This window comes from Rhodococcus sp. Q (genome assembly GCF_005503035.1).
Classification (GTDB): Bacteria; Actinomycetota; Actinomycetes; order Mycobacteriales; family Mycobacteriaceae; genus Rhodococcus_G.
The window spans coordinates 60,838-76,068 of sequence record NZ_SCOY01000009.1; the positions used below are offsets into that span (position 1 = coordinate 60,838).

Below are 15,231 nucleotides of genomic sequence, written 5' to 3' on the forward strand. Positions count from 1 at the left end.
CATGCGAGCAATCACGCCGACAAGTGTGACACAGAATCCGGGATCGGCAAAGGGTGCAGCGACGAGCTCACACCACGGGGGCGCGTTTCGCGGCCCGTCTGGCCTGGTTGCGCTCGTAGACGATGCGCAGCCCCTCCAGCGCCAGGTGACGCTCGAGGTGCGCGATGGTCTCGGACTCCGGCATCACCAACGGCGCGCTGTCTCCCGTCGCGAGCACCGTCACGTCCGTGCCGGCGAACGCGGGCAGCTCGGCGCGCACGCGGCGCACCAATCCGTCGACCAGGCCGGCGAATCCGAACACCGCACCGGACTGCATGCACTCGACGCTGTTCTTGCCCACGACCGCTCGCGGTCGGACCAGTTCGAACTGACGCAGTGCGGCCGAATGGGAGGCGAGGGCGTCGGTGGACGTCTCCAACCCCGGCGCGATCGCGCCCCCGAGGAACTCCCCCTTCGCCGACACGACGTCGACGCACGTCGCGACGCCGAAGTCGACCACGATGCAAGGTCCGCCGTAGAGATGATGCGCGGCAAGGCTGTTCACGATCCGGTCGGCACCCACCTCTTTGGGGTTGTCGACCAGGAGCGGCACACCCGTACGGACGCCGGGTTCGACGACGACATGCGGGACGTGATCCCAGTACCGGCTCAGCATCACCCGCAGCTCACGCAGCACGGACGGGACCGTGGACAGTGCCGACACCCCGACGATCGTCTCGACCCGCGACCCCAGCAACCCGCGCAGCAGCAGTGCGAGCTCGTCGGCCGTCATCCGCGGATCGGTGCGCATGCGCCAATCCTGTTCCAGCCGAGCGTTGTCCCCTGTTCCGGTGAACACCCCGAGCGAGATGGTGGTGTTGCGGACGTCGACCGCAAGGAGCACGGTTACACCAGTGCCGAGGTGTTCTCGAGGGTGCTCAGCATCCGCGGGGTGATCAGACCAGAGCCCTCGGGCGCGTGCGCGGGATCGGACCCGAGCTCGACCTGCTTGTTGTCCGCGTCCACGAACACGACGCGCGGGCTGTAGTCGCGGCACTCCTGCTCGTTCATCACGCCGTAGGCGATGAGGATCACCAGGTCGCCCGGGTTGACGAGATGCGCTGCCGCACCGTTGATCCCGATCACGCCGGTGCCGCGCTCCCCCGCGATGACGTAGGTCTCGAGGCGGGCACCGTTGTCGATGTCGACGATGCACACCTGCTCACCCTCGAGGAGGTCGGCGGCGTCCATCAGGTCCTGATCGACGGTGACGGAGCCGACGTAGTGCAGGTCGGCGTGGGTCACGGTGGCGCGGTGGATCTTCGACTTCATCATCGTGCGAAACATGTACTGCCCCTTACGGTTCTAGCGAACGATCTGATCGTCGGCGACATTGGAGATGACTACGGGATCCTCGTCCCGCTCGAGGAATCCGGTGCCGACGGCGACACCGACGTTGTCGATGAGCCGGGTGTTTCCCACCCGGACCGCGACCAGCAGTCGCCCGTCACCCCGATCGGGTGCCGGACCGAGATCGACGCCGCGCACCTCGAGGTAGTCGACGACGATCTCCGGGGTGGTGGCAAGCACCTCGCCCGCGACCGAGAGGATCGCCTCGGCGCCACCCGAAGCGGCGTGCGCACCCGCGACGAGAGCCGCGGAAATCGTTGCGGCCGCGGTCCGCTGGGCCTCGTCGAGGTAGCGGTTGCGCGACGAGAGCGCGAGCCCGTCCTGCTCACGGACGGTCGGTACGCCGCGGATCTCGACGTCGATGTTCAGATCGCGGACCATCTGACGGATCAGCGTCAGCTGCTGGTAGTCCTTCTCGCCGAAATACGCGGTGTTCGGGGCCACGATCAGCAGCAACTTCGCGACCACCGTGAGCATCCCGGCGAAGTGCGTCGGCCGGCTGCCACCTTCGAGTTCGCCGCCGAGCGGACCGGGAAGCACAGTGGTGCGCGGTCCGTTCGGGTACATCTGCGCTGCCGACGGAGCGAAGACGAGTTCGACGCCCTCGCCGCGCAGCAGTTCGAGGTCGGCATCCAGCGTCCGCGGGTAGGCGTCGAGGTCCTCGCCCGCGGCGAACTGCAGCGGATTGACGAAGATGGAGACCACCACGACCGCGCCGCGCAGCTTGGCCTGACGCACCAACTCGATGTGCCCGGCGTGCAGTGCGCCCATCGTGGGCACCAACGCCACCTGCCGTCCGACACCGCGCAGTGCCCGCGTGACCCGCGTCAGCTCTGCGGGTTCGTGGTGCACGGTCAGCTCGCCGCGCGTGTAGCCGTTCACGATTGGTCCTCCAAGAACTCGATCAACGCCGGGTCCGCCCCGGCGACCTGTGCCGACCGCAGCGACAACGCCCGATAGCCGGCGGCAAGTTGTGGGTCCACCTCACCGAGCACCCGCAGGTGTGTGGCGACGGCGGTCCGGTCGCCGCGTGCGACGGGTCCGGTCAGGGCCGCGGGTCCGCGGCGCAGCGCGTTGTCCAGGGCCGCGGACAGCAGCGGTGCCAGCACCCGCTCCGCGACACCGTTCGGCGCGGCGTCGACGACCTGCTGCCCGAACAACTCGTCACCCGACAACGCGACGCGAAGCGCGGCGACGGCGTCGGAGACCAGGGTGACGAGGTGATTGCTGCCGTGAGCGAGAGCCGCGTGGTACAGCGGCCGCACCTCTTCACGAACGCGGACCGGCTCACCACCGATCTCGAGCACCAGGGACTGCGCGATCGCGTACCCGACCTCGTCGGCGGCGGTGATCCCGAAGCAGGTCGACGCGAGCCGGGAGACGTCCTCGTCGTGGCCGGTGAACGTCATCGCGGGGTGAATCGCGAGGGGAACCGCCCCCCGCGCCGTGAGGGGCGACAGGACGGCGATGCCGTTGGCGCCGGACGTGTGCGCGACGATCGTCCCCGGACGGAGCGAGCCGGTGGCGGCGAGACCGTGCACCAGGTCCGCGAGCTCGGCGTCGGGAACAGCGAGGATCAGGAGTTCGCACCGCGACGCGACGTCGGCGGCGGGCAGGATCTGGGTGTCGGGAAGGCGCTGCTGGGCACGCCGCACCGACGCCTCGGAGACGGCGGAGCATGCCACGACCAGGTGGCCGACGCGTTCGAGTGCTGCACCCAGAGCGGTGCCGACGCGTCCCGCCGAGACGATTCCTACCGTCAACCGTGCGGGCGCCGGGTCCGAAAAGGACCCACCTCGAGTGATCTCGGAAGAGGTCACCGTTGTTCCTCTCAGTTCGTTCCAGTCCCGCATGGCGGGTACCGGACGTTCACAGCGAGGATAGTCGGCCACTCCAGCGCGCCGCCACGGTGGAAATAGTGATCTACGGCTCACTCACGACGGCGACGGCCCTGCCGCGGTCCGTCGGCGTCGGACTTCTCGGCGCGTACGTTCGCGAGAATCTCGGCGACGGTGAGTCCACTCGAGTGAGCTCCGTCACCCTCCTCGCCCTCCGCGGCGCGTCGCCGCCCACTCCGAGTCGTCGGCGTCTGGGCCGGCGATTCCGCTGCAGGACCGGGTTGCCCCGTCGGATCGGGCTCGGCCTGCTCGACGTCGGGCTCGGCCTGCTCCTCGACGTCCGGCGCCGGTGCTTCGTCCGCGCGTTCCGGCGCTTGCGGCCCGTCGTCGTTCGCGATGACGGGTGCACCGCTGTCCATGCGCCCACGGGCGGGGACCGGATCAGGCGCGCGGCCCGGGACGGGAATCGGCCCGGTCTCGTCCTCGGGCACGACGTCCACCTCGGCGGTCACGGGTTCGTCGTCCGGTGAGGCGAACTTCGGGCCCGCTCCGGGATCCGCGTACGCGGGTTTCGGGGCGAAGGGCACGGCGCCGGCCGCACCCGGACCGAGCTCACCCCGACGCGTTCCTTCCGATTCGATCGCGACACGGTCGGCGGGGAGCCTGCCCTCGAACAGCACTTCGAGACTGCCGCGAAGTGCCGCGAGCTCGGCCCGCAGCGCGGCGATCTCGGACGCCTCCAGGCTCGTCTCGCTACGCACGCGCGCCTCGACACCGGCCTCGTACTCGCGGCGGGCGGTCACCTCACGTTCGAGCTGCAGTTGGTACACCGTCTGCAGGTCCCGGATCTTCGCCTTGTCCGCCGCGGACTCGCGCCGGTACTTCGTCATGGCGATGGCGCCGACGACGGCGGCCCACAGGGCAGCGACGAGTCCGATCCGCAGAATCTGAACGCTGTCACCGAAAATGAGGAACAGGCTGGCGACAACCGCCAGCACCACGAGACCGGCAACGATGACCTGGCTCGCGCTGCGCCTGTTCCTTCGAATCGAACCCGCGCGACCAGAAAACGTCATGGCGCCCAGGATAGCCGTCGGCGGCCTGGAGTCCGGGACGCCGGAACGCGATGTCCGGCCGAACCGAGCTACATCGCGGGCTCGTCCGGCGGCTCGTCGGGAGTTCGGCAGCAATGTTCCAGCCACATCGCTGCCGCCACCAGAACCACGCCGCCGAGCAGCCCGACAACCGTTCCGGCGGTGTCCTGCGCCGCGGCATCGACCTCGGCTCGTTCCGGCAGGAGATACAGGAGCAAACCGAACCACACGCCCGCACTAGCCGCTCCCACCAGTGATGACGCCTTCGCGAGAGCGACGGCACGCGCAGCGGTGATCGGGTGCAGCTGATGCCGGTCCGTCCCGATTCTGCGGTCGTCGACCCGCGAGCGGATGACGAACGCCAGGACGAACTCGATCAGCGCCACCGGGTACAGCGAGGCTCCGGCAAATACGGACACCGGGGGTAGCGAGCCGTAGAAGGACCGAACGAGGATCCACGTCACGACGGCCGCGAATGCGGCCAACGCCACCAGGTCACGACCCCGTGTCGGCTTCATCACGACACCGCCAACGCCATGTCGGTGCGGCGGACACCCGCCACCTCCGCAGGGTCCAGCGACCGCGCGAGTTCGGCGACCCCGACCGCCGACCCGTCGACCGTGAGCACAGCGTCCGGATCGATCTCCAACCAGGGCACCAGCACGAACGCCCGCAGATGTGCCCGCGGATGGGGAAGCGTCAATTCCGGGTCGGCACTGACGACGCCGCCGCAGTCGATCACGTCCACGTCGAGACTCCGAGGTCCCCACCGCACGTCCCGCACCCGGTCCGCACGCTGTTCGAGATCCTGCCCGAATCGCAGCCAGCCCCGGCAGTCCAACTCGTCGTCGTCCGCGATCAGCGTCGCGTTGAGGAAATCCTGCTGATCGACGCCACCCCACGGCGCGGTTGCGTAGACACTCGAGACCGCCACGAGCCGCGGGCCGAGTTCGTCCACCACGGAACGCAGATTCGCGAGGGGGTCGCCGAGGTTCGAACCGATCGACAGCACCACCCTCGCCATCAGCGCGACCCCGTCCGCGACCGGTACGCCACCACCGCAACGTCGGCAAACGTCAGGGGGATCGGAGCGGACGGCTTGTGCACGGTGACCTCCACCGCCGCGACGCGACCGTCGGTGAGCACGGCGTCGGCAATCTCGGCGGCAACTGTCTCGATCAGGTCCCGCGGCGGCCCCGCGACGATGTCGGCCGCGGTCTGCGCGAGCGCGCCGTAGTCGAGGGTGTCGGCGAGGTCGTCCGACGCCGCAGCGGCCGCGAGGTCCATCCACACGGTGACGTCGATCAGGAAGTCCTGGCCGTCGCGCTTCTCGTGGTCGAAGACGCCGTGATGCCCGCGTACCCGCAGTCCACGTAGTTCGATGCGGTCAGACACCTCGAGCCTCCTGTGCGCCACGCCATGCCTGCTCGACCGCGATCGCGTCCCGCGATCCTCGGACGTCGTGCACTCGGACACCCCACGCTCCTCCGCGAGCGGCGAACGCGGACACCACCGCCGTCGCGATCTCGCGGCCGTCGGGGGCGCGATCGCCGTCCCGGTCGGCGAGCAGTGTGCCCAGGAAACGCTTGCGGGACGCGCCGATCAGCACGGGGAAACCGAGGGCCCGCAATTCGGGCAGCGCACCGAGCAGCGCCCAATTGTGTTCTGCCGTCTTGGCGAAACCGAGACCGGGATCGACGATCAACTGCGACGGATCGACGCCCGCACGCACCGCGGCGTCGACCGTCTCGGTCAGTTCGGCACAGACATCGGCGACCACGTCGCCGTAGTGCAGGACCCCGCCGGCGTGGACGTACTCCCCCGCCGAACGCCAGTGCATCAGGATCCACGGCACGCCTGCATCGGCGATCACCGACGCCATCGCCGGGTCGGCGCGACCACCCGACACGTCGTTGACGACGTGCGCACCCGCCTCGATCGCGGCCTGCGCCACCGACGCCCGCATCGTGTCGACACTGACCGGGATGCCTTCGGCGACGAGGTCGGCGACGACCGGGGCCACGCGCTGCGCCTCGACGTCGGGGTCAACCCGCTGTGCGCCGGGACGCGTCGACTCGCCCCCGACGTCGATGATGTCGACACCGAGCCTGCGTAGTTCGAGTCCGTGAGCGATCGCCGCGTCCCGGTCGAGGTAGCGCCCGCCGTCGGAGAAGGAGTCGCTGGTGACGTTGAGAACACCCATCACCACGCATCGTCCGGGTGTCGGGAGCACGGTCACCTGCGGACGATGAGGTCCAGCGCCTCGGCCCTGGAGGCCGCGCTGGTCTGGAAGAGGCCACGGACCGCGGAGGTCGTGGTGCTGGCGCCCGGCTTCCGGATGCCGCGCATCGCCATGCACAGGTGCTCGGCCTCGACGACGACGATGACGCCGCGCGGGTCGAGTTTGCGCATCAGGGCGTCCGCGACCTGGCTCGTCAGCCGCTCCTGCACCTGCGGACGCTTCGCGTACAGGTCGACCACGCGTGCCAGTTTCGACAGGCCGGTCACCCTGCCGGTCGGTCCCGGAATGTAACCGACGTGCGCGACACCGTGGAAGGAGACGAGGTGGTGTTCGCAGGTCGAGTACAGCGGGATGTCGCGCACGAGCACGAGTTCCTGATGTCCCTCGTCGAAAGTGGTGTCGAGGACACTGTCCGGATCGGTGTAGAGACCGGCGAACACCTCGCGGTACGCGCGCGCGACCCGCGCCGGGGTGTCGAGCAGTCCGGGACGGTCCGGATCCTCGCCGACCGCGATCAGCAGTTCCCGGACCGCTGCTTCGGCTCGCGGCTGGTCGAAGACACGCCCCGACTCGATCGACTGCAACACGTCGCCCGCCTCACCTGTTCCAGCGCCACCGAGTTGATGAACCGACACCTGGACCGCACCTCCACCTCGCTCGAACCGCCGATCCGCACCTCGGCGAACCTCGTCAAACACTAGCGGGGCCTACTCCTTGCCGTTCGGCCCGTCCCAACGCTGCGTCGACGCATCCTTGTCGTCGGCCGGAGGGTGCGCCGGCTGCGGCGGCGGGTTCCACTGCGGATATCCGGCGTACGGATTCTCCGACTCGGGGTAGGGGTTCGTCGCGGGACGCGCATGCTGCGTGTCTCCGCGCGGCGGCCAGCCCGGCGCCGACCATCCGGCGGGGGCGCCGTAGTCGGGTACCGATCCCTGCGGTGCCTGCTGGTGCTGCGGCGGCGGGTACGGCGGGTACCCGGCGGGCGGGACCTGGTATCCGTTCTGCGGCTGCGGCGGGGCGGGCTGCTGCGGGACGGGCTGCGGCGCCGTGTCACGGCTCGCGTACGTCGGGACGCGCGAGGGCTCCTCCGGCAACGGCTCACCGCGTTCGATCGCCAGTTCCTTCGGCGTCTTGATCGGCGGCTTCTCCGAAGGCACCCGGTCACCGAAGTCGTTGAACGCGGTGATCCGCGGACGCTTCTCGACGCTCGTGAAGAGCGCTTCGAGGTCCTTGCGGGTGAGGGTCTCGTGCTCGAGGAGCTGCCCTGCGAGTACGTCGAGCACGTCGCGGTACTCGTTGAGGATCGACCATGCCTCGGTGTGCGCGGCCTCGATCAGGTTGCGCACCTCCTCGTCGATCTCGCGGGCGACCTCGTGCGAGTAGTCGGACTGCTGACCCATCGACCGGCCGAGGAACGGATCGCCGCCCTCCTGCCCGTAGCGGACCGCACCGAGCTTGGCGCTCATGCCGTACTCGGTGACCATCGCACGGGCGATCTTCGTGGCCTGGTCGATGTCGGAGGACGCACCGGTCGTGGGCTCGTGGAACACCAGTTCCTCGGCTGCGCGGCCACCCATCGCCATGACGAGGCGCGCGATCATCTCGGAGCGGGTCATCAGGCCCTTGTCGTCCTCGGGCACCGTCATGGCGTGACCGCCGGTGCGACCGCGCGCGAGGATGGTGACCTTGTAGATCGGCTCGATGTCGGGCATCGCCCACGCCGCGAGGGTGTGACCACCCTCGTGGTACGCGGTGATCTTCTTCTCGTGCTCGCTGATGATGCGGCTCTTGCGGCGAGGGCCGCCGATGACGCGGTCCACCGACTCCTCGAGTGCGGCCTCGGTGATGACGGCACCGTTCTCGCGGGCCGTGAGCAACGCCGCCTCGTTGATGACGTTCGCCAGGTCCGCGCCGGACATGCCGACGGTCCGCTTGGCGAGCCCCTCGAGGTCCGCATGCTGGTCGAGCGGCTTGCCCTGCGAATGAACCCGCAGGATCGCGCGGCGACCGGCGAGATCCGGGTTGCTCACCGGAATCTGGCGGTCGAAGCGACCGGGACGCAGCAGTGCCGGGTCGAGGATGTCGGGCCGGTTCGTCGCGGCGATCAGGATGATGCCCTGCCGGTCGCCGAATCCGTCCATCTCGACGAGCAGCTGGTTGAGGGTCTGCTCACGCTCGTCGTGACCGCCGCCGAGGCCCGCGCCGCGCTGGCGGCCGACCGCGTCGATCTCGTCGACGAAGATGATGCAGGGGCTGTTCTGCTTGGCCTGTTCGAACAGGTCACGGACGCGGGACGCGCCGACACCGACGAACATCTCGACGAAGTCGGAACCGGAGATCGTGAAGAACGGCACCCCGGCCTCGCCCGCGACCGCGCGCGCGAGGAGAGTCTTGCCGGTTCCGGGCGGACCGTAGAGCAGGACGCCCTTCGGGATCTTCGCGCCCAACGCCTGGTAGCGCGCCGGGTTCTGCAGGAAGTCCTTGATCTCGTAGAGCTCTTCGACGGCCTCGTCAGCGCCCGCGACGTCGGCGAACGTGGTCTTGGGCATGTCCTTGGAGAGCTGCTTCGCCTTCGACTTCCCGAAGCCCATGACGCCGCCGCGGCCGCCGCCCTGCATCCGGCCCATCACGAAGACGAAAAGGCCGAGCAGAATGATCATCGGAAGCACGAACAGCAGGATCTGGGTCAGCCAGCTCTGCGTGCTGACCTTCGTGTTGTAGTTCTCGAGTCCGGCGTCCTGGACCTCGGTGAAGATCTGCTCGGACGCCGCCATCGGGTACTTCGCGAGGATCTGCGTGGCATTCTCGGTCGCATCGTTGCCCTGCTTGAGGGTCAACCGGATCTGCTGCTCGCGGTCGTCGATCTGCGCGTCGGTGACGTTCTTCGCGTCGAGCTGCGCGATCGCCACCGAGGTGTCGACGGTCGTGTACCCGCGGGTGTCGTTGCCGAAGTAGCTGAACGCGTAGATGATCAGCAGGATGCCGGCGACGATCGCCAGGTTGCGAAACACTGTCTTACGGTTCATACAGGTTCAGCCGCGAGGGCCAGTCCTTTCCAGTTCCGGTCGAGCCAATCAGCTCGGGTCGAGCTCGGTGCGCCGGCTTCCGGCTGCTTACCGGACACCTCAGATTACCGCGAACCGGGGTGGTGATCTCCGAGGCCACGTCACCCGCGTTCCGGCGAGGATCCCACACCGACTCCACTAACCCAACGTGCGGACGGATGCAATGGTTCCGGGCGCGCGATGTCGGCCGCCACCACTAACCTCGACCACCATGGGGGACACATACGAAGACATGATCGACGAGGTCGAGCGGTCGCAGGCGCGGCTGGACCTGACGCTGGCGGGGCTCACCGAGAAGCAGGCGCGGGACGCGTCCGCGCTGCCCGGCTGGAGCCGCGGGCACGTGGCGACACATCTCGCGCGCAACGCCGACGGCCTGCGCCGTTTCGTCGTCGGAGTGCGGTCCGGCGTTCCATCCGAGATGTACCCGGGCGGACCCGACGCGCGCGCCGCCGCCATCGAGGAGGGTGCGGGCCGTCCCGTCGACCTGCTCGCAGCCGATCTCCGCTTCGCGGGGGGCCGCCTGATCGACGACCTGCGGGCCGCCGAATCCGCCGGCCTCGACACCCCGGTGAAGTGGCGCACTCCCGTGCCTGCCCGGTTCATCCCGGTCCTGCGCTGGCGGGAGCTGGAGATCCACCACCTCGACCTCGCGGTCGGCTACACCTGCGACGACTGGCCCGCCGCGTTCGTCGAGTCCACGCTGGCCACCGAACTTCCGGCACTGGCTGCGCTGGCACCGGACCTCGTGCCGCCCGCGCTGCCACGCGCCGAACTGCTGGCGTGGCTGATCGGCCGTCCCACCCGGCCCGACCTCCCCACCGTTCCCACCTGGCCGTTCTGACTCCGGGACTATCCTGAGGGTTCAGGCCCGAGGAGTCGACGCCGGCACGCAGCGGTCCGGCAGGTGTTCCTGACGAAACAACTGCGGAGCAGATGTTCGTGAAACAGCGCCGAGCACGATCCGTTCCCGACGACACCGTGGCGGCGACCGCGACGGTGGGGTCGCCCGCACCTCACGACGCCGAGGCAACGGACGTCGCGGCTGCCACCGCACTCGACCCGACGACCGCAACGGCGCCCGCCGACGGTCACGACCTGACCACCCGCTCCGCGGGCGGTGCCACAACCACTCGCCCCGCGGGAGACAGCGTCACACTCGACGATCTGGACGTCGGCGACCGTGTCGACGACTTCGACCTCCTCGTCGCACTGGGCCGGGGGGCGTTCGCGCGGGTGTTCCTGGCCCGGCAGCGATCGATGCAGCGCATGGTGGCGGTGAAGATCTCCCGCGACCACGGCACCGAACCACAGACCCTCGCACAACTCGACCACGACTACATCGTCCGAGTCTTCGACCAGCGCCTCGTCCCCGATCTGGAGATGAAGGTGCTGTACATGCAGTACGTCCCGGGCGGCACGCTGCTGTCGGTGCTGCGCCGCGTCCGGCAGACACCGCCCGAGCAACGGTCGGGTGCGCTGCTGCTCGAGGCCGTGGACGCGACACTCGCCGCGAAGGGCGAGATCGTGCCGACCGATTCCAGCGTGCGGGCCGAGATCGCGTCGCTGTCGTGGCCGGAGACCGTCGCCTGGCTCGGCCGACGACTGGCCGACGCCCTCGACTACGCGGGCCGTCGCGGGGTTCTGCACCGCGATGTGAAACCGGCGAACGTCCTGTTGACGGCGGAGGGTGTGCCGAAGCTCGCCGACTTCAACATCAGTTTCAGCGAATCCGTCGCCGACACCAGCCCCGTCGCCTATTTCGGCGGTTCCCTCGCCTACATGTCTCCCGAGCAGTTGCGGGCCTGTCACCCCGGTCGCGCGGGCACGGCCTCCGACCTCGACACGCGCAGCGACATCTACTCGCTCGGCGTCGTGCTGTGGGAGTTGCTCGCCGGGAGCCGGCCCTTCCCCGACGTGGCGGACGCCGATCCGCTGGACGGGATGCTGGCACTGCGCGAGTCCGGGGTCCGCGGCGACGCGCAGGCAGCACTGCCCTCCGACTGCCCGGCGACCCTCGTGCGGGTCCTGCGCACCTGCCTGGACCCCGATCCGGAAGGGCGATGGCCGAGCGGCGCCGAATTGGCGCGCCAGTTCGATCTGTGCCTCGACGCGCACGCCCGTGACCTGGTCGACCCGCCTCCGAGCCGGCGCCGCCGACTGCTTCAGCGCTGGACGGTTCCGATCCTGATCGCGGCGGTCGCCGTCCCGAACGCCCTCGCGGGCGCCTACAACTACCACCACAACAAGACGCTGATCATCGACAATCTCGACCCGCTCGTGCAGCGGAACTTCGACCAGATCCAGTACGTGATCAACGCGATCGCGTTCCCGCTCGGCGCGGCCATCCTGCTCTACATGTGTCGTTATCCACTGACCGTGCCGCGCGGGCTGCGCAAGGGCAGACGCTACGACGCCCCGACCCTCGCGCGGGCCCGCACCGACACCCTACTGCTCGGCGACAGGGTCGTGGCGGTCGTGTTCACGCTGTGGGCGATCGCGGGCCTCGTGTATCCGGTGACCCTGCAGATCATCGCGGGCGGCATCCCCTCGAGTGCGTACCTGCACTTCCTTGGGTCACTGCTGGTGTGTGGGGCGATCGCGGTGGCGTACCCGTTCTTCTTCGTCACCTTCTACGCCGTGCGCTACCTGTATCCGGTGTTGCTACCGCTCGGCATCACCAGCAGCGACGACGACCGTGAACTCCGCGGTCTGGATCGCCGCAGCACCCGCTATCTCGCGGTGGCCGCGTCGGTGCCGCTGGTCGCGGTCGCGGGGGTGACGTTCCTGACCCCCGCGCAGATCGGGGAGGTGATCGGCGCGGTCAGGGTGTTGTCGGTGGGTGCGATCTTCGCGTTCGTCGGCGCCTACTGGCTGTTCCGGCAACTCGAAACGGATCTTCAAGCGCTCGAACGCGTCGTCTCCCACGACACCGCGTCGCGATCCGACTGACTCGTCACGTCCGGGCGTAGTTCAGCACCACTGTGCCGTTGTCGAAGGTGCGCGAGCCGGTCAGCGTGAACGCGGTGGGCCGGAACCCTCCAGAATACATGGGGATTCCGGTACCCGCGACCACCGGGTACAGCTTCACGATCATCTCGTCGATCTCGGGGAGCAGTGCAGCCGCCAGCCGGCCGCCGCCAGCCAGGTAGATGTCGCGACCGTCCTCGCCCTTGAGTCGACGGACGAGGTCGACCGGATCGCCGGAGTACACCTCCACATCCGGGTGGTCCACCGCGTCGAGGGTGGTGGACACGACGTACTGCCGCAGGGGCGAGTACGGGCTCGCGATCCCGACGGCGAGCGCCGGTTCGTAGGTGCCGCGGCCCATGACCAGGGTGTCGTAGCGGATCGGGTCGGCCTCCAGGCCGATGGCCTCGCGGACGTGCGCCGGAACCACCTCCGGGAACTGGGTGTTCATGTACTCGGCGAGGTCGGCACCGACCGGGTAGAAGTCCCACTCTCCTTCGGGTCCTGCGATGTAGCCGTCGATGGACGTTCCCACGTAGTACACGAGCTTGCGCATGTTCCACCCCGTTCGGTGCCAAACCACTATAGTTGAAGTGGTAGAAACGTAGTACTACAGATGGAGTGGTGTCAATGGTGAGGCGAAACCCGGAACGTCGAGCAGCACTCGTCGACGCCGCGATCGAAGTCCTGGCACGGGAAGGCGCCCGCGGGCTCACCTTCCGATCCGTCGACACCCAGGCCGACGTACCCGCAGGCACCGCATCGAACTACTTCACCAACCGCGACGACCTGTTCACCCAGGCAGGAAGCCGCATCTACCAGCGCCTCCAACCGGACGCACCCACCCTCGCCGGCAGCCTCGCGGGTCCCCGCGACCGCGCCCGCGTCGTCGAATTGATGCACGAACTCGTCGATCGGATCAGCGCCTTCCGCACCGGCTACCTCGCGCTGCTCGAACTACGACTCGAGGCGACCCGGCGGCCGGAACTCCGCACCGTCCTGACCGACAGGATTCGCGCCGACGTCGACGCGAACGTCGCCTACCACCTCGACTCCGGACTCCCCGGCGACACCACCGCCGTACTCACGCTGTACCTCGCGATGAACTGGCTCATCGTCGAGCACCTCACCCTGCCCGACGTCTTCCCCGGGGACCGCATGGGCGAGCTGATCACCGCCGTCGTCGAACGCGTTCTGCCTGCCGACTAGGACCGGCGTGACCCGCTGCTCCTACACCGCCGCGACCCGCTGCTCCTACACCGCCGCGACCCGCTGCTCTTACATCGCCGCGACCCGCTGCCATGGCAACAACGACTCCAACTGCGCCGCCACCGCCAGGATCCGCGCTTCCCCACCGGGAGGCGCTGCGATCTGCACCCCGAGCGGCGTGCCCGTCTCGGGGTGGATTCCGAGTGGCACGCTCGCGGCAGGCCACCCGGCGAAGTTCCACAGCGACGGGAAGGGCGCGTACCGAATGTTGGCGACCAGGTTCGCGAGCCACGAGCGGTCACTCCACCGATGCGCCGCGATGGGAACGGACGCGAGCGTCGGCGTGATGACGACGTCGTGGTCGGTGAAGAAGCGACGCAAAGCGCGGTCCACCGACTCCACCTGCGCGGGATTCACCCAGCGGCGCATCACTTTTCCCACAGCAACGTGACCTCGGGTGCGACGCTGCAGCAGCGCTCTGTCGAGACCGGCGGCGTCCGCGGCCGTTCCGGCGGTCCACCGCGACAGCAGCGGAACCGGATTCGCCGGATAGGGCAGCGTCGCGGTGGCGACGTGATGACCGAGGGCGCCCAGCGCTGCGGCGGCACGCTCGGCCGCTTCCCGCCAGTGTGGGTCGACGCGCACGACCGGCAGCGGCGAACGCACCGACACCGCGATCCGCAAGCGGCCCGGGTCCTCGATGTCGGCGAGGTCGGGCCGGTCCGCCATCACCGACAGCAACAGCGCCGCGTCGGCGACCGTCGTCGCTATCGGCCCGTTCTCCGACATCCCGAACCAGGAGTCGACGCCCAACTCCGCCGGCACCACCCCGCGCCCCGGTTTGATGCCGAACACCCCGCACGCCGCGGCGGGGATACGGATCGACCCCATCCCGTCGGCGCCGTGCGCAGCGGGAACCATTCCGGACGCGACCGCGACCGCGGACCCACCTGACGAGCCACCCGAGGTGATCCCGGGGTTCCAGGGATTGCGGGTGACGGCGTCGGGGGTGTCCGTCGCGGCCCACACACACAGTTCCGGAACGGCGGTGAGCCCGACGACGACGGCGCCTGCGGCCCGTAGGCGCGCGACGACGGGATGGTCGGCTTCGGAGGGCTCGGCCGGCGACGCCATCGAACCGTTGCCGAGCCGGTGGCCGGCGACGGGGACGTTGTCCTTGACGGCGATCGGAACCCCGGCCAGAGGCAGCGACGACAGATCGGGCCGTGCGGACACCGCCGCGGCCTCGGCGCGAGCCTGTTCGCCCCGGACGGCAACGAACGCCCCGAGCCGCGGATCCCTGGTCGCGATCCGGGCCAACGCATCGTCGACGGCGTCGACCGGCGTCAGCGTCCCGGCGCGTACTCGACGGGCGATGGAAGTGGCGGTGAAATCCGGGTCCATCACCCGATTATGCGCGGAGG

General features: G+C 69.2%; 16 protein-coding genes. 3 read left to right on the forward strand and 13 right to left on the reverse strand.

Annotation, left to right across the window (positions count from 1 at the left end; all coding sequences use genetic code 11):
* Positions 1-67 precede the first annotated feature (67 nt).
* The 11 genes from FFS72_RS11915 to ftsH form a co-directional block, all read right to left on the reverse strand.
* Positions 68-883: a type III pantothenate kinase gene (locus FFS72_RS11915; RefSeq protein WP_137874138.1), complete on the reverse strand. Its 816-nt coding sequence runs from the start codon at positions 881-883 to the stop codon at positions 68-70.
* A 2-nt stretch (positions 884-885) separates the two neighbouring features.
* Positions 886-1,326 (reverse strand): aspartate 1-decarboxylase, encoded by a 441-nt coding sequence (gene panD, locus FFS72_RS11920; protein WP_137874139.1) that lies wholly within the window; start codon positions 1,324-1,326, stop codon positions 886-888.
* An 18-nt stretch (positions 1,327-1,344) separates the two neighbouring features.
* Positions 1,345-2,271 (reverse strand): pantoate--beta-alanine ligase, encoded by a 927-nt coding sequence (gene panC / locus FFS72_RS11925; RefSeq protein WP_137874140.1) that lies wholly within the window; start codon positions 2,269-2,271, stop codon positions 1,345-1,347.
* Positions 2,268-3,209 carry a Rossmann-like and DUF2520 domain-containing protein gene (locus FFS72_RS11930; protein ID WP_050063696.1) on the reverse strand — a complete coding sequence of 314 codons (942 nt, stop codon included), beginning with the start codon at positions 3,207-3,209 and terminating at the stop codon, positions 2,268-2,270. The genes panC and FFS72_RS11930 overlap by 4 nt, the downstream gene beginning before the upstream one ends.
* Before the next feature lie 110 nt (positions 3,210-3,319).
* Positions 3,320-4,303, reverse strand: a complete 984-nt coding sequence (locus tag FFS72_RS11935) for a DUF6779 domain-containing protein (RefSeq protein WP_137874141.1) — start codon at positions 4,301-4,303, stop codon at positions 3,320-3,322.
* Positions 4,304-4,371: 68 nt separating this feature from the next.
* Positions 4,372-4,839: a DUF3180 domain-containing protein gene (locus FFS72_RS11940; RefSeq protein ID WP_137874142.1), complete on the reverse strand. Its 468-nt coding sequence runs from the start codon at positions 4,837-4,839 to the stop codon at positions 4,372-4,374.
* Complete coding sequence (gene folK / locus FFS72_RS11945) at positions 4,839-5,345, reverse strand: 2-amino-4-hydroxy-6-hydroxymethyldihydropteridine diphosphokinase (RefSeq protein ID WP_137874143.1); 507 nt, start codon at positions 5,343-5,345, stop codon at positions 4,839-4,841. Before folK ends, FFS72_RS11940 begins: the two co-directional genes overlap by 1 nt.
* Positions 5,345-5,716 (reverse strand): dihydroneopterin aldolase, encoded by a 372-nt coding sequence (folB, locus tag FFS72_RS11950; protein ID WP_137874144.1) that lies wholly within the window; start codon positions 5,714-5,716, stop codon positions 5,345-5,347. Before folB ends, folK begins: the two co-directional genes overlap by 1 nt.
* Positions 5,709-6,560, reverse strand: a complete 852-nt coding sequence (gene folP / locus FFS72_RS11955) for a dihydropteroate synthase (RefSeq protein WP_050063569.1) — start codon at positions 6,558-6,560, stop codon at positions 5,709-5,711. The genes folB and folP overlap by 8 nt, the downstream gene beginning before the upstream one ends.
* Positions 6,557-7,150: a GTP cyclohydrolase I FolE gene (folE, locus tag FFS72_RS11960; RefSeq protein WP_502704107.1), complete on the reverse strand. Its 594-nt coding sequence runs from the start codon at positions 7,148-7,150 to the stop codon at positions 6,557-6,559. The genes folP and folE overlap by 4 nt, the downstream gene beginning before the upstream one ends.
* Positions 7,151-7,270: 120 nt before the next feature.
* On the reverse strand, positions 7,271-9,589 hold the full coding sequence (gene ftsH / locus FFS72_RS11965; protein WP_137874146.1) for an ATP-dependent zinc metalloprotease FtsH: 2,319 nt from the start codon (positions 9,587-9,589) through the stop codon (positions 7,271-7,273).
* 250 nt (positions 9,590-9,839) lie between these two features.
* On the opposite strand from ftsH, the gene FFS72_RS11970 reads away from it, so the two are divergent.
* Together FFS72_RS11970 and FFS72_RS11975 are read left to right on the forward strand one after the other, a co-directional pair.
* Positions 9,840-10,472, forward strand: coding sequence for a maleylpyruvate isomerase family mycothiol-dependent enzyme (locus FFS72_RS11970; RefSeq protein ID WP_137874147.1), 633 nt, complete (start codon positions 9,840-9,842; stop codon positions 10,470-10,472).
* Positions 10,473-10,564: 92 nt separating this feature from the next.
* Positions 10,565-12,580 (forward strand): serine/threonine-protein kinase, encoded by a 2,016-nt coding sequence (locus FFS72_RS11975; RefSeq protein ID WP_502704104.1) that lies wholly within the window; start codon positions 10,565-10,567, stop codon positions 12,578-12,580.
* A 4-nt stretch (positions 12,581-12,584) separates the two neighbouring features.
* On the opposite strand, the gene FFS72_RS11980 is transcribed toward FFS72_RS11975, so the two are convergent.
* A complete protein-coding gene (locus FFS72_RS11980) occupies positions 12,585-13,154 on the reverse strand; it encodes a dihydrofolate reductase family protein (protein ID WP_137874148.1) in 570 nt (189 codons plus the stop codon).
* A 74-nt stretch (positions 13,155-13,228) separates the two neighbouring features.
* Here FFS72_RS11980 and FFS72_RS11985 point away from each other — a divergent pair, with 74 nt between their 5' ends.
* Positions 13,229-13,807, forward strand: a complete 579-nt coding sequence (locus tag FFS72_RS11985; protein WP_171018644.1) for a TetR/AcrR family transcriptional regulator — start codon at positions 13,229-13,231, stop codon at positions 13,805-13,807.
* A 69-nt stretch (positions 13,808-13,876) separates the two neighbouring features.
* On the opposite strand, the gene FFS72_RS11990 is transcribed toward FFS72_RS11985, so the two are convergent.
* Entirely contained in the window at positions 13,877-15,214 is a 1,338-nt protein-coding gene (locus FFS72_RS11990) for an amidase (protein WP_137874149.1), read from the reverse strand.
* Positions 15,215-15,231 lie beyond the last annotated feature (17 nt).

Bases quoted from the DNA above. Each gene is read 5' to 3' on its own strand.
- panD (WP_137874139.1), bottom strand. From the start codon at position 1,326: ATGTTTCGCACGATGATGAAGTCGAAGATCCACCGCGCCACCGTGACC.
- FFS72_RS11935 (WP_137874141.1), bottom strand. From the start codon at position 4,303: ATGACGTTTTCTGGTCGCGCGGGTTCGATTCGAAGGAACAGGCGCAGC.
- FFS72_RS11940 (WP_137874142.1), bottom strand. From the start codon at position 4,839: ATGAAGCCGACACGGGGTCGTGACCTGGTGGCGTTGGCCGCATTCGCG.
- folK (WP_137874143.1), bottom strand. From the start codon at position 5,345: ATGGCGAGGGTGGTGCTGTCGATCGGTTCGAACCTCGGCGACCCCCTC.
- ftsH (WP_137874146.1), bottom strand. From the start codon at position 9,589: ATGAACCGTAAGACAGTGTTTCGCAACCTGGCGATCGTCGCCGGCATC.
- FFS72_RS11970 (WP_137874147.1), top strand. From the start codon at position 9,840: ATGGGGGACACATACGAAGACATGATCGACGAGGTCGAGCGGTCGCAG.
- FFS72_RS11975 (WP_502704104.1), top strand. From the start codon at position 10,565: ATGTTCGTGAAACAGCGCCGAGCACGATCCGTTCCCGACGACACCGTG.
- FFS72_RS11980 (WP_137874148.1), bottom strand. From the start codon at position 13,154: ATGCGCAAGCTCGTGTACTACGTGGGAACGTCCATCGACGGCTACATC.
- FFS72_RS11985 (WP_171018644.1), top strand. From the start codon at position 13,229: ATGGTGAGGCGAAACCCGGAACGTCGAGCAGCACTCGTCGACGCCGCG.